This window comes from Giesbergeria giesbergeri (genome assembly GCF_054779375.1).
In genome coordinates, this window is the sequence record NZ_BAAGYJ010000001.1 from 854380 (window position 1) to 868717 (window position 14338).

The following is a 14338-nucleotide window of genomic DNA, read 5'->3' on the forward strand; positions in this document are numbered from 1 at the left end:
TTCAGTCGGCAGCAGACTCCCCTTCCAGCGGCTCTTCGGGTGCTGGTTCCACATCGATAGCGTGCACAATGGTCACGGGCACCGGGCTGGCATGGGCCAGTTCTTGCGATACCGAACCCAACAACGCACTGGCAATGGCTCCCTGCCCACGCGCAGCAATCAGCACCAAATCGCAGCCGGTGTCCTCAATGATGTCTACCAGTGTGTGTGCCGGGTCTCCAATGCCCACTTCTGTCTCACACTCTAATCCTGCTTGCTGCAACAGTGCCAACGCAGGAGCCATCAGATGGTGTCCAGCCTCTAGGCTGGCGGCAGCAATCAATTCAGGATCACGCGAAGTAACCAGCTCATACAGTGAGGCTGGCTCCTGCACGTTAGCCAGCACAAACTGGGCTTGCAAACCCTTTTGTACCAACTTCAGCGCATGCTGCACAGCATCGAGCGAACATTCAGAGCCATCAATGGCAATCAGGATCTTGAGCATCGGAATTCCTTATGGGGATCAATACGGATCAGTGTAGCGGTGCAGCATCACCGAAAATGCCACCATGCTGCAATTTGAACTCTTGAACACCGACTCCGCCAGCCATGCCCGGCGCGGCCAGCTCACGCTCAACCACGGCGTAGTGCAAACCCCGATTTTTATGCCCGTGGGCACCTATGGCACGGTCAAGGGCGTGATGCCGCGCAGCCTGCACGACATGGGCGCACAAATCATCTTGGGCAATACCTTCCACCTCTGGATGCGCCCCGGTCTGGACATCATGCAGAGCTTTGGCGGCCTGCATGCCTTTGAAAAGTGGGACAAACCCATCCTGACCGACTCGGGGGGCTTTCAGGTCTGGAGCTTGGGGGCCATGCGAAAAATCACCGAAGAAGGCGTGACCTTTGCCAGCCCCGTCAATGGCGATAAGTTGTTTATGTCGCCCGAAGTGAGTATGCAGATCCAAACCATACTCAACTCGGACATCGTGATGCAACTGGACGAATGCACACCCTACGAGACCAAAGGCCACCTGACCACCGAACGCGAAGCGCGCACCTCGATGGAGATGAGCCTGCGCTGGGCGGTGCGCTCCAAAAACGAGTTTGAGCGGCTGCAAAACCCCAACGCGCTGTTTGGCATTGTGCAGGGTGGTATGTACCTCAACCTGCGCGAAGAGTCTTTGCAGCAGTTGGTGGAGATGGATTTCCCCGGCTATGCCATTGGTGGCGTGAGTGTGGGAGAACCCAAAGAAGAAATGCTCGGCATCATGGCGCACACGCCGCACCGGCTGCCCGCCCACAAACCGCGCTACCTGATGGGCGTGGGCACGCCCGAAGATTTGGTCGAAGGCGTGGCCTGCGGTGTGGATATGTTTGACTGCGTGATGCCCACGCGCAATGCGCGCAACGGCACGCTGTTTACCCGCTATGGTGATTTGAAAATCCGCAACGCCCGCCACAAAACCGACCACCAGCCGCTGGATACCAGTTGCACCTGCTATGCCTGTGCGGGCAGCAGTGGCGTGAGTTGGGATCAAGGCGGACGCGACGGCTTCTCACGGGCTTATCTGCACCACCTCGACCGTTGTGGCGAAATGCTCAGCCCCATGCTGACCACGGTACACAACCTGCATTACTACCTGAACCTGATGCGCGAGGTGCGCGAGGCACTGGATGCAGGCCAGTTTTCTGCCTTCCGCGCCCGCTTTAAGGCAGAACGGGCGCGGGGCGTTTAAGCACTGAGCTGGAGACAGTGGGCACGCACCAAGGGCTGTACAGTAGATGCGGCCAAGGGCTGGCCCTCTAACTTGAACACCACCACGGTATCGACCAGCTCTTGCGCCTGTTTTTGCAGGCCGCCAGCGGCTGCTGCCATTTCTTCGACCAAGGCCGCATTCTCTTGCGTGACTTGATCCATGCGCGTCACCGCAACGCCCACTTGCTGCACCGCATCGCTTTGCTCATGGCTGGCAGCGGTGATCTCACCCACCATGTCCGTCACACGGCGGATGGCGCTGACCACTTCGGTCATGGTAACCCCCGCCTGATCGACCAAGGCCGCCCCTTGCTCTACCCGCTCCACGCTGGCATGGATCAGACCCTTGATTTCTTTGGCTGCCTCGGCACTGCGGCCTGCTAGATTGCGCACCTCCGAGGCCACCACGGCAAAGCCGCGCCCCTGCTCACCCGCGCGTGCGGCTTCTACCGCTGCATTCAGGGCCAAGATATTGGTTTGGAAAGCAATACCATCAATCACTTGGATGATGTCGGCAATTTTCTTGCTGGCATCGTTGATGCCCTTCATGGTGTCTACCACCTGCTCCACCACCTCGCCACCCCGAATAGCCACGCTGCTGGCGCCCTGTGCCAACTGGTTGGCCTGCTTGGCACTGTCAGCGTTTTGCTGCACCTGAGAACTCAACTGCTCCATCGATGCGGCTGTCTGTTGCAGCATCGCCGCTTGCTCTTCGGTGCGCCGGTTCAGATCATGGTTACCCGAGGCAATCTGGCCACTGGCCGAGGCCACACTCTCCGACCCAGTACGCACAGCCAGCACCACCCCGCCCAAGCTGCACTGCATCTCTTGCAGCACTTGCAACAGTTGTGCCGTTTCATTTTTACCCTGCACTTCAAAGCGGTGGCTCAAATCACCCGCAGCCACTGTGCGGGCCACCTCCACGGCCTGCTGGATAGGGCCGGTGAGCGAGCGGGTGATGAAGACACCTGTTACCGCCCCCAACACCACAAAGAGAACACTGACCACAATCGAGATGTAACGTCCAGTCTGTTGCACTTGCACAGCATTGGCCTGAAAACCTTCGGCCTTTTTCCAAGCAATGTCATGGATTTCGGTGATGGCGGCATTAATTTCAGCCACTTTAGCCACACCCTGTGTGCGCACCACCTGGGCCGCCTCGGCAGACTGGCCTGCCTTCTTCAGTTGAAGCACCTGCTCACGAATCGGTTGCCATGAGCGAATCTTGCCCACCAACGCATCCGAATGCCCCTTGTCGCTCAGAAAACGTTCTTTGACCAGTGCCATGTCATCTAAAACCTTCTGCTCTAAGGCTTGCACATCCGTGGTGAACTTTTGGATGTCGGCCTCATTTTCAGCCATCGTGACATCGCGCATGGCGCGTGCCATACGGGCAATATTGGCATCCACCCGCGTAATGGCATTCGTAACGGCAAAAGGATGTTTGAACTCCGCCACCATGAGCGCCCCAAGCTTGTCTTGCTGGTACACCGAAAAAACACTGACCCCTATCAACGACAGGAGCAGCAAGCCAAACCCAATAGCCAACTGTTGGGCAATATGCAGATGTTTCATGCCGATTCCTTTACATGTCCTTACAACAGACAGGAACAGCAGCTTTCATGCCATAGATGAATTTGGGGTTTACCCTGATATGCAGAAAAACTGCATAAGGGGTTTCTAAAAGTTATTTAGTTTTTTTGATAGTTTTTTCCTATTAAACACCCCGAGAGACCGCACGCCTTAGCAGCAGCAACGCACCAAGACAGTGCGTTGCAAGCACCGAGTTGCATCGCCAATGCGGGTGTTCTTGCCAACGAAAAAAGCCGCCTGCACAACGCAGGCGGCTTCAGTGGTGCAACAGCAGCTGGTTAGCGATAACTGCGTGCGTCTTCAATCACCTTGCCATCATTGGGCAAGGTGCCAGGGGCAACCAGTTCTACCTCGCCGCGCAGTTTGGTCACCTCGCGGATAGTGTCTTGTAAACGTTCGGCCAAGCCGCTGGCAAACTCGGCTGTTTCGGCCTGTAGCACCATCTGGTCGTTCGCCATTTCGCCGCTGACCACCAAGCGCGCGCGCAGCACTTGCGGAAAGCGGGCGGCAATGGCAGCCACTTGGCCCGGATGGACAAACATGCCGCGCACCTTGGTGGTTTGATCCGCACGACCCATCCAACCCTTGATACGGGTGTTGGTACGCCCAGTGGGACACTGGCCTGGCAAGATAGCCGACAAATCGCCAGTGCCAAAACGGATCAGCGGATAGTCGGGATTGAGCGTGGTCACCACCAACTCGCCCACTTCGCCCTCGGGCACAGGGTCGCCGGTGCCGGGGCGCACAATCTCCACCATCACGCCCTCATCCAGCACCAAGCCCTCGCGGGCAGCCGTTTCGTAGGCAATCAGACCCAAATCTGCCGTGGCATAGCACTGGTAGCCCTGCACCCCACGCTCAGCCAACCAATCGCGCAGGCTGGGCGGAAAGGCCTCCCCAGACAGCAGTGCCTTGTTCATGCTCAAGATAGGCTGTTGCAGTTCCACCGACTTTTCCAAAATCAACTTCAGAAAGCTGGGTGTCCCAATATAGCCTGCGGGGCGCAGCTCGGCCATCGCTTGCACCTGTTGTTCGGTTTGACCCGTGCCCCCCGGAAACACCGTGCAACCCAGCGCATGGGCACCGCTTTCCATCATGGAGCCTGCAGGCACAAAATGGTAGCTAAAGCTGTTGTGTACCAACTCCCCAGCCCGAAAACCTGCCGCATGCAGAGCACGGGCCATGCGCCAGTAATCAGCACGCTTGCCTTCTGGCTCATAAATAGGGCCAGGGCTGGAGAACACGCGCGGCATGGCCGCACCAAAGCCTACGGCACTGAAGCCACCAAAAACATTGTCGGCACGGTGTGCCTGTTGGCGCTCCAGCAGCTCATATTTGCGCGTCACAGGCAAGCGGGCCAGGGCTTCACGGCTGGTGATGCTGGCCGGATCTACATCGGCCAAAATCGCCGCGAAGGCAGGGGCCGCATTGCGCGCATGGGCCACCTGCGCTGGCAGCGCGGCCAACAGTGCGGCTTCACGGTCGGCAGGGGTACGGGTTTCCAGCGTATCGTAAAAAGAGGTCATGGTGGTGTGGGGCGAGGTGGGTGGGTGCGTAGGAAAAAAACAAACCGCCTTTAGGCCAACCAGCGTTTACGGCGCTTGTAGCTCTTGACGTCTTTGAAGCTCTTGCGCTCACCACCGCCCACACCGAGGTAGAACTCTTTCACGTCCTCATTGCTGGTCAGATCGGCTGCCGTACCATCCATCACCACCCGGCCCGACTCCATGATGTAGCCATAGTCGGCATACTTCAGGGCCATGTTGGTGTTTTGCTCGGCCAGCAGGAAAGTGACCTTTTCTTTGGTGTTGAGGTCTTTGACGATGTTGAACACTTCTTCCACAATCTGCGGCGCCAAACCCATCGAGGGCTCGTCCAAGAGCACCATGTTGGGGTTGGTCATGATGGCGCGCCCAATGGCACACATTTGCTGCTCACCACCCGAGGTATAGGCCGCTTGGCTGGTGCGGCGTGTTTTGAGGCGCGGGAAGTAGTTGTAGACCTTCTCCAAATTGGCTGCGATCTCGGCTTTGCTGGCACGGGTATAGGCACCAGTCAGCAGGTTTTCTTCGATGGTCAAGTGGGCAAAACAGTGACGCCCTTCCATCACCTGCACCACACCACGCTTGACCAGATCGGCGGGCGAGAGGTTTTCGATGCGTTCGCCACGAAATTCAATGCTGCCCTTGGTGACTTCACCGCGCTCACCCGCCAACAGGTTGGAGATGGCGCGCAACGTGGTGGTCTTGCCTGCGCCGTTGCCGCCCAGAATGGCGACGATGCCACCCTCGTGCACTTGCAGCGAGACCCCCTTGAGCACCAAGATCACGTGGTTGTAAATGACCTCGATACCGTTGACGTTCAGGACAATGTTTCGGTTTTCCATAAGGTTTCTCTCTCTGTGCCAATCGGCAGGACTGTGCGGGCCAGCCCTGCCGGTTGGCGGCTGCACTGGCAGCCGCCAGAACCCAGCGCGGCTTGCGCCGCGCTGGAAGGGTGTCATGCCATCAAGATTGGCAATCGGCAGCGTCGCGGCGGGTCAACTTCTTGTCGGCCAAATATTTGTCCGAGCCAGACTTGACCAAAGGCTTGATGATTTGCTCGTCGGCTTGGTACCAGTCGGAAGTGATGCCCCACTTCTTGCCATCCCAAGTCTGCACGCGTGCCCAAGTGGAACCCATGTGGTCTGAGCAGCTGGTCGAGAGGGGGCGCATCAGGCCATTGAAGCCCAGTGCATCCAGTTTCTTCTGGTCGAGGGCCAGGTTTTCCATGCCCCAACGCACTTGCTCGCCGGTCATGACCTTGCCCTTGCCAAAACGCTCTTGGGCACGGCGCACGGCTTCTACACCCAGCATCTGAATAATCACGCCACGGGTGTAGAGCACAGAGCCCACTTCATCTTTGGCGCCTGTGCCTTGGCCCTTGTCATGCACATGTTTGAGGATGTCTTGGATGACCTTGGACTGGGTGCCATAGCCATTCAAAGCCAGTGCTTGGTAGCCCTTGGCACCATCGCCCACGTCACGGACATCGGGTTCGGCACCAGCCCACCACACGCCATACAGCTTGTCACGCGGGAAGCCGGTGGCTTGGGCTTCTTTCAGGGCCGTAGAGTTCATCACGCCCCAACCCCACAGCATCACATAGTCGGGACGGCTTTGGCGCACTTGCAGCCAGGTGGCTTTTTGCTCTACGCCGGGTGCTGTGACGGGCAACAGTTGCAGCTCAAAGCCGTGCATCTTGGCGCGCTCTTGCAGCAGCGGGATGGGCTCTTTACCGAACGGGCTGTCGTGGTACACCAGCGCAATTTTCTTACCCTTGAGCTTGTCTAGGCCACCAGCGTTTTTGCCAATGTGTTGCACCAAAATATCTGCGCCCGTCCAGTAGCTGCCCATGTAGGGGAAGTTCCACTTGAAGGCCATACCATCTTGGGCCACCGACAGGCCATAGCCCAGCGTCATCAGCGGAATTTTGTCCACAGGGGCTTTTTCAGTCAGCGCAAAAGTGATCCCGGTGGCTTGTGGATCAAACATGGTGACGCCGGGACGGCTCTTGAGGCGCTCGTAGCACTCCACACCACGGTCGGTGGCATAGCCCGTTTCACACTCTTCAAAAGTGATCTTGACACCATTGATACCGCCATCGCGGGCATTGATCATCTTCAGGTAATCCTGCTTGCCATTGGCCCAAGGTGTGCCATTAGGGGCATAAGGGCCGGTGCGGTAAGACAGCAGCGGGAAGAACTGCTCCTTTGCCTGCGCAACAGCACTGGTGACCGATGTAGCCCCTGCGGCCAGAACGGCCACGGCAATCACGATTTTCGAAAGCTTCATGGATGTCTCCTTGGTGTGAAATGTGAAGAGTGCAGAGTACGGGGAAATGATCAATGCGGGAAGGGCCACAGGCGCAGCTTCTGTTTGGCAATCGACCACAGTTTGGCCAAGCCGTGCGGCTCGACGATCAGGAACCAAACGATCAGGCCACCAAAAATCATCAGTTCAGCATGGGACACACCCGCTGTAGAGATTTCGATGCCGAACAGGCCCATCAAAGCAGGCAGGAACTGGTTGAGTACGATGGGCAACAGCACAATGAAGGCGGCACCAAAGAAGCTGCCCATGATCGAACCCAAGCCACCAATAATCACCATAAACAACAGGCGGAACGATATCTCGACCGAGAACGCAGCTGGCTCCCAAGAACCCAGGTGAACGAAAGCCCACAACGCACCAGCCATGCCGATAATGAAGGAGCTGACCGCAAACGCACTCAACTTGGCATACATGGGGCGAATACCAATCACGCTGGCGGCCACGTCCATGTCACGAATCGCCATCCACTCGCGGCCAATCGCACCGCGCACCAAGTTTTTAGCCAACAGCGCAATCACCACCAACAGGGCCAAGCAGAACAGGTATTTGGAGGTAGCACTCTCAATGGGCATGCCCAACACTTGCAGGCCGTTGACCGACACCGAACCCGAGTCAGAGTTGTTGGTAAACCACTTGATGCGCAGGAACATCCAGTCGCTAAAGAACTGGGCCGCCAGCGTAGCCACTGCCAAATACAAACCCTTGACGCGCAGGCTAGGCAGCCCAAACAAAATGCCAAAGAAGGTAGCGCACAGGCCGCCCAGAATCAGGGCCGGAATCAGTGGCAAGCCCGGAAAGCGCACAAAGAAGTTATAGGCACCATAGGCACCCACCGCCATAAACGCCCCCGAACCGAGTGAAATCTGGCCGCAGTAGCCCACCAAAATGTTCACCCCTAGCGCCGCCATCGACATGATGACCAGTGGAATCAAAATGGCGCGGTAAAAATAATCGGTAGCCAACATGGGCACCACCAAGAAGGCGATAGCCAACATGACTGCCAAGGCAATGCGGTCTTGGGCGATTGGGAAAATCTGCTGGTCGGCCCGGTAGGACGTTTTGAACTGGCCGTTCTCGCGGTAAAACATGGAAAGTCTCCTTTTCTTTTTTCTTGTTGTTTACACGCGGTCGATGATCTTCTCGCCGAACAGACCTTGCGGACGGAACAGCAAAAACACCAGTGCCAACACATAGGCAAACCAGATTTCGATACCACCGCCCACATAGGGGCCAAGGTAGACCTCAGAGAGTTTCTCGCCCACACCAATGATCAAGCCACCAATAATGGCACCGGGCACCGATGTAAGACCACCCAAAATCACCACAGGCAAAGCCCGCAGCGCAACGGTGGTCAGTGAGAACTGCACACCCAGCTTAGAACCCCAAATCATCCCGGCCACCAGTGCCACAACACCGGCTACGCACCACACAATCACCCAAATACGATTGAGTGGAATGCCAATGGACTGAGCGGCCTGATGGTCATCAGCCACTGCACGCAAAGCGCGGCCCGTGGTGGTCTTTTGAAAGAAGATACTGAGCAAAATCACCAAGCCACCAGCAATCGCCGCAGCAATCACGTCTTCTTTGTTGACCAGCACGCCACCAGGAAACACCGAATCGAACAGGAATACGGGGTCTTTAGGCATGCCAACATCAATCTTGTAGATGTCGCTGCCAAAGAAGGTTTGGCCCAAACCTTCCAAAAAGTAGGTAATGCCCAATGTGGCCATCAGGAGCGTTGCCCCCTCTTGGTTGACCAGATGGCGCAGCACCAACCGCTCAATCACCCAAGCCACCACAAACATACAGGCCCCGGCAATGACAAAAGCCAGCAGGTTAGCCACCAGCATGTTGTCTAAACCCAGCCATTTAGGAATCCACTCGGAGAAACGTGCCATTGCCAAAGCAGCAAACAACACCATCGCCCCTTGGGCGAAGTTGAACACCCCAGAAGCCTTGTAGATCAATACAAAGCCCAGAGCCACCAGCGCATACAACATGCCGGCCATCAGGCCGCCAATCAGGGTTTCAAGAAAAAAGGCCATTTTTTATTCTTCCTGCGGTTAGTGGCTGGTGCCCAGATAAGCGCGGATCACGTCTTCGTTGTCGCGCACTTCTTGCGGCTGGCCGTCCCCAATTTTTTTGCCGTAGTCCAGCACCACCACACGGTCAGAGATGTCCATCACCACACCCATATCGTGCTCAATCAGCACGATGGTGGTGCCAAATTCATCGTTCACGTCCAAGATGAAGCGGCACATGTCCTGCTTTTCTTCCACGTTCATACCGGCCATCGGCTCATCAAGCAGCAGCACTTGCGGCTCCATCGCCAAGGCGCGGCCCAAGTCCACACGCTTTTGCAAGCCGTAGGGCAACTGGCCAACAGGGGTTTTGCGGAAGGCTTGAATTTCGAGAAAGTCGATGATGTGTTCGACAAACTCGCGGTGTTTTTCTTCTTCGCGCTGGGCGGGGCCAATGCGCAGCGCCTGCATCAACAGATTGCTCTTGATCTTGAGGTTGCGCCCGGTCATGATGTTGTCGATCACGCTCATGCCCTTGAACAATGCCAAGTTCTGGAACGTGCGACCAATGCCCATCTCCGCCACTTGGCGGCTGTTCATGTGGTCAAACTTTTGTCCCCGGAAGGTGATGGAGCCTTCGGTGGGGGTGTAGACACCGTTGATGCAATTGAGCATGGAGCTCTTGCCAGCGCCGTTGGGGCCAATGATGGAGCGGATTTCATGCTCACGCACATTGAACGAGATATCGGTCAGCGCCTTGACGCCGCCAAAACGCAGGCTGATGTTCTGGATGTCGAGGATGACGTCGCCAATCTTCTTATCGCTCATGGGTTTCCTCAGGCAGCGGCTTTCACCGGGGTGAATGTTTTGGCATCCGAAAGCTTGAGCGTGGCACTGACACTGCCAGTGCGACCATCCTCAAACTTGACCACGGTCTCGATAAATTGCTCGGTGCGGCCCGCATACAGCGCATCCACCAACACAGAATACTTATCGGCAATAAAGCCCCGGCGCACTTTATTGGTACGGGTGAGTTCGCCATCGTCGGCGTCCAACTCTTTGTGCAGAATCAAGAAGCGGCTGATCTGGCTGCCTGCCAGCAGGGCATCACTGGCCAGATCGGCATTGGTCTTTTCTACACACTCACGGATGAACTCATAGACCTCGGGCTTTTGTGCCAAATCGGTATAACCGGCATAAGGCAAATTGCGCCGCTCGGCCCAGTTGCCCATGGCCTCAAAGTCAATGTTGATCATCACGCAGACGCGGTCGCGGCCATCGCCTAAAGCCACCACTTCTTTAATATGCGGGAAGAACTTGAGTTTGTTCTCCACATACTTGGGAGCGAACATGGCTCCGTCATGAGCGCCCCCCTTGAGGCGGCCCACATCTTTGACGCGGTCGATGATCTTGAGGTGGCCGTGGGCATCCAAGAAGCCCGCATCGCTGGTGTGGTACCAGCCATCGGGGGTGAGCACTTCTGCTGTGGCAGCGGGGTTTTTGTAATACTCTTTAAGTAACCCAGCCGACTTGACCAAAATCTCGCCGTTGTCAGCCACCTTGATTTGCACGCCACGAATGGGCACGCCCACGGTGTCGGCACGGGCTTGGTCATCGGGGTGCAGGCAAACAAACACCGCTGTTTCGGTGGAACCGTAGAGCTGCTTGAGGTTGATACCAATAGAGCGGTAGAAGGTGAACAAATCGGGGCCGATGGCCTCACCAGCGGTGTAGGCCACACGCACCCGCGAGAAGCCCAGGTTGTTGCGTAGCGGGCCATACACCAGCCAGTCACCCAAAGCGTACTTGAGCTTGTCGATGGCGCTCACGCTCTCGCCATTCATCAGTGCCGGGCCAACGCGCCGGGCCAGTGCCATGCAAGATTCAAACATTTTGCGCTTGAAGCTGCCTGCATCTTCCATGCGGATGGTGACACTGGTGAGCAGCCCTTCAAACACCCGCGGCGGCGCAAAGTAGTAGGTGGGGCCAATCTCTTTGAGGTCGATATTGACGGTGCTGGCCGACTCAGGGCAGTTCACCACATAGCCACAAGCCAGCCACTGGGCATAGCTGAAGATGTTTTGCCCAATCCATGCCAACGGCAAATAGGCCAGCACTTCTTCGGTGTGATTGAGCTTGTCAAACTCGGCCCCAGCAGTGGCACGGTCTAGCAAGGTGCTGTGGGTATGCACCACGCCCTTGGGGTTGCCCGTGGTGCCGGAAGTAAAGAACATGGCCGCCACGTCTTGCGGCTGGCTTTTGCTCACTTCGTTGCGGAACCACTGTGGATTTTGGCTGGCAAAAGCAGCACCCGCTTCGATCAGGGCATCGAACGAGGCCAAGCCGGGCTCGCTGTATTTGCGCAAGCCACGGGGATCATCGTAATAAATATGGGAAATGGCTGGGCAACGGTCACGGATTTCCAGCAGCTTGTCCACCTGCTCCTGGTCTTCCACCACTGCAAAGCGCACTTCGGCATTGTTCAGGGGGTAGACACACTCTGCGGCCACCGCATCTTGGTACAACGGTACCGGGATCGCCCCCAACGATTGGGCAGCCAACATGGTGGCATAGAGATGGGGCCGATTGGCACCGATCACCACCATGTGTTCGCCTCGGGCCAAACCAGCCTGGTGCAGGCCTGCGGCCACCTGTTCTACCAAACGGGCCAAGGCAGCCCAAGTGTGGGTCTGCCAGATGCCATATTCTTTTTCGCGCAGTGCCGCGGCATCGGGGCGCTCGGCAGCGTGCTGAAGTAGCAGTTGCGGAAACGTGGTCTTCATTCCGGGTCCTAAAAGGTTCAAGGGATGGCCGGTGGGGGCCAACGTTGGCAGGCCACGGGTGCCTGCAAGTTTCACCGGAATGGTAGGGAGCAATTTGACGTCAGGTTGTCTTTGCGACGACAATTGCAGGGTTTATCCTTGGTGGGTAAAACCCTTGTTCGTTGCTTGTCTCAGCGAATCAGGCGGCCATCACGGCCTACCACCGTCAACTCGACAAACCGCGAGGCACTGCGGTCTGGGCTGGTGGCGTGAACCTCAAACCCCCCCAAATCAAACTTTTTCAGCCCCCAACTGGCATCAATAAACGCACTGCGCGTCGCCCCTTTGCCTGCCCGTTGCAACACTTCGGCAAACACCCGCGCATTGATATAACCCTCTAAGGCTTGGTGTGAGGGTTCAGCATTGGCATCAAGGTTCTTGAGTGCCTTGACAAAATCGCGGGCCACCGCAGTCGTGGCATTGGTAGGCAATGGCACTACCTGTGAGATCGCCATGCCCTTGGCATCGGCTCCCAAGGTCTTGATGTTGGTGGGGGTGCCCAACACCGACAGGGCATACAAACTCACACCCCGGCGCAACTTGCGGAAATGCTTGATGAATTCCAGCCCCGGCTTGCCCGCCAGCCCCACCAACACGGCCTCTGGATTGCCCTCGGCCAGCAAGGTGGCGGCTTTCTCGGCATCGGAGGCATTGCTCTCGACCGTGGTGGCTACCGGCTCAGGCAGTTTGGCCCGTTGCATGGCCAGTTCTGCCCCAGTAAACACTTCCCGGCCAAAGGTGTTGTTTTGGTAGACGATGCCAATCCGACGAATGCCAATCGTGGCCAAGTGTTGCACCAGTTTGTCGGCCTCGTCAGCATAGCTCGCACGGATATTGAACAGGTGGCGGGCACCCGCTACGCGCGAAACCTGCCCGCCGGTGAACGGCGCAAAGAAGGGGATGTTGCCATCCTTGAGCCGGGGCAACATCTCTTCCACCATGGGCGTGCCAAAACAATTGAACAGTGCAAAGCAGTCTGGATCGTTCAAGAATTTTTCCAGATTCAGCATGGCCTTGGGCACTTCGTAGGCATCGTCCAAACTCTCGAGCTTGATCTGGCGTCCATGAATACCGCCGCGTGCATTGATACTCTGAAAAGCCGCCATTGCCCCTTGGTGCAATGCCGAACCCAGATCACCCAATGGGCCCGTCAATGCAACCGATTGGCAAATTTTGAGCGCACCTTCCTGTGCCCACACAGCAGGGGCAGCGCAAGCCGGCAGGGCCATCGCGGCGGCCAAAAAACGGCGACGGGCCAAATGAACGGGAATATGTTGGGAAACTGTCTCGGTAATTGCTTGGGATGTCATGGTGATATCAGCTCCACAATGGAGGGAAAAGGTCTTGCCGGTAGGAAGGGTGGGGGATGACTGCATCGTGACCCACAACACATACACGGGTCTTGCATCATCGGCCAGTGTGCAAGCAAAAGCTGTCTTTATGCCGACAATGTGTCTCGTGGAAATCCCGCATCGACCGTTGACCCCAGCCACTACCCCATGACCCACGAATTGTCTCTGCACCAACGCCGCCGCCCCCCCACCACCGAAGAAATTCAAGGCATTCCTTGGCTGGCCTCTTTGCAAACCAGTGAGCGCGAACGGGCTATTGACGCACTGCAGGTGGGAGATGCAAGCCCTGGCGATTACGTCTGTCGGGTAGGCCGCCCTGTAACCTACTGGTTTGGCGTGGTGGAGGGATTGCTCAAGATGAGCAACGACAACCCCGATGGGGGTACCATGACCTTTGCGGGCCTCCCCCCTGGAGGCTGGTTTGGTGAGGGCACAGCCATGAAGCGCGAGCCATACCGCTACAACGTACAAGCACTGCGCAACAGCGCAGTCGCTGGACTGCCGATTGACACCTTCCACTGGTTGCTGGACCACTCGATTGGTTTTAACCGCTTTGTGATGAACCAACTCAATGAGCGTTTGGGCCAATTTATTGCCGCACGCGAGATTGACCGGCTCAACAGCCCAGATTTGCGCGTGGCACGCAGCCTGGCAGCCCTGTTCAATCCGGTGCTGTATCCCAGTGTGGGGCAGGTGCTACACATCACACAACAAGAATTGGCTTATCTGGTGGGCCTGTCACGCCAACGGGTCAATGAAGCCCTAACGGCCCTAGAGCGACAAGGGGCCATTCAGGTGGAATACGGAGGGTTGCGGGTGTTGGATTTGGCTGCCTTGCGTTGGCATGTCTTTCAGGCGGGAGAACACCGCAAGGCCCATCGCAGAAAACGCTGAGCACATCCACAGGACACTGGTTTGCAGAGTCGATCTTTAA

Annotated in this window: 12 protein-coding genes; 2 read left to right on the plus strand and 10 right to left on the minus strand. The window is 57.0% G+C overall.

What is annotated here, in order from left to right; translation table 11 throughout:
* Position 1 precedes the first annotated feature (1 nt).
* Complete coding sequence (locus tag ACYVB2_RS03840) at positions 2-484, minus strand: universal stress protein (RefSeq protein WP_382428863.1); 483 nt, start codon at positions 482-484, stop codon at positions 2-4.
* Between the two features lie 64 nt (positions 485-548).
* Between ACYVB2_RS03840 and tgt the strand changes: the two genes are divergently transcribed.
* The gene (gene tgt, locus ACYVB2_RS03845) at positions 549-1721 is read left to right on the plus strand and encodes a tRNA guanosine(34) transglycosylase Tgt (RefSeq protein ID WP_382428861.1); all 1173 of its coding nucleotides are present in this window, start codon (positions 549-551) and stop codon (positions 1719-1721) included.
* Here tgt and ACYVB2_RS03850 read toward each other — a convergent pair.
* From ACYVB2_RS03850 to ACYVB2_RS03890, 9 genes are all read right to left on the minus strand, one after another.
* Positions 1718-3316, minus strand: coding sequence for a methyl-accepting chemotaxis protein (locus ACYVB2_RS03850; protein ID WP_382428859.1), 1599 nt, complete (start codon positions 3314-3316; stop codon positions 1718-1720). The two genes, tgt and ACYVB2_RS03850, sit on opposite strands and share 4 nt — an antisense overlap.
* A gap of 296 nt (positions 3317-3612) precedes the next feature.
* Positions 3613-4860, minus strand: coding sequence for a phenylacetate--CoA ligase family protein (locus tag ACYVB2_RS03855; RefSeq protein WP_460535329.1), 1248 nt, complete (start codon positions 4858-4860; stop codon positions 3613-3615).
* A gap of 50 nt (positions 4861-4910) precedes the next feature.
* A complete protein-coding gene (locus tag ACYVB2_RS03860) occupies positions 4911-5720 on the minus strand; it encodes an ABC transporter ATP-binding protein (RefSeq protein WP_382428855.1) in 810 nt (269 codons plus the stop codon).
* 121 nt (positions 5721-5841) lie between these two features.
* A complete protein-coding gene (locus ACYVB2_RS03865; protein WP_382428853.1) occupies positions 5842-7167 on the minus strand; it encodes an ABC transporter substrate-binding protein in 1326 nt (441 codons plus the stop codon).
* A gap of 50 nt (positions 7168-7217) precedes the next feature.
* On the minus strand, positions 7218-8294 hold the full coding sequence (locus ACYVB2_RS03870) for a branched-chain amino acid ABC transporter permease (RefSeq protein WP_382428851.1): 1077 nt from the start codon (positions 8292-8294) through the stop codon (positions 7218-7220).
* 30 nt (positions 8295-8324) lie between these two features.
* Positions 8325-9254: a branched-chain amino acid ABC transporter permease gene (locus ACYVB2_RS03875; RefSeq protein ID WP_382428849.1), complete on the minus strand. Its 930-nt coding sequence runs from the start codon at positions 9252-9254 to the stop codon at positions 8325-8327.
* An 18-nt stretch (positions 9255-9272) separates the two neighbouring features.
* Positions 9273-10058: an ABC transporter ATP-binding protein gene (locus ACYVB2_RS03880; RefSeq protein WP_382428847.1), complete on the minus strand. Its 786-nt coding sequence runs from the start codon at positions 10056-10058 to the stop codon at positions 9273-9275.
* Between the two features lie 8 nt (positions 10059-10066).
* Positions 10067-12013, minus strand: coding sequence for an AMP-dependent synthetase/ligase (locus ACYVB2_RS03885; protein ID WP_460535336.1), 1947 nt, complete (start codon positions 12011-12013; stop codon positions 10067-10069).
* A gap of 170 nt (positions 12014-12183) precedes the next feature.
* Positions 12184-13362: an ABC transporter substrate-binding protein gene (locus ACYVB2_RS03890; RefSeq protein WP_382428843.1), complete on the minus strand. Its 1179-nt coding sequence runs from the start codon at positions 13360-13362 to the stop codon at positions 12184-12186.
* A gap of 189 nt (positions 13363-13551) precedes the next feature.
* On the opposite strand from ACYVB2_RS03890, the gene ACYVB2_RS03895 reads away from it, so the two are divergent.
* Positions 13552-14298 carry a Crp/Fnr family transcriptional regulator gene (locus ACYVB2_RS03895; protein WP_382428841.1) on the plus strand — a complete coding sequence of 249 codons (747 nt, stop codon included), beginning with the start codon at positions 13552-13554 and terminating at the stop codon, positions 14296-14298.
* Positions 14299-14338: the final 40 nt, after the last annotated feature.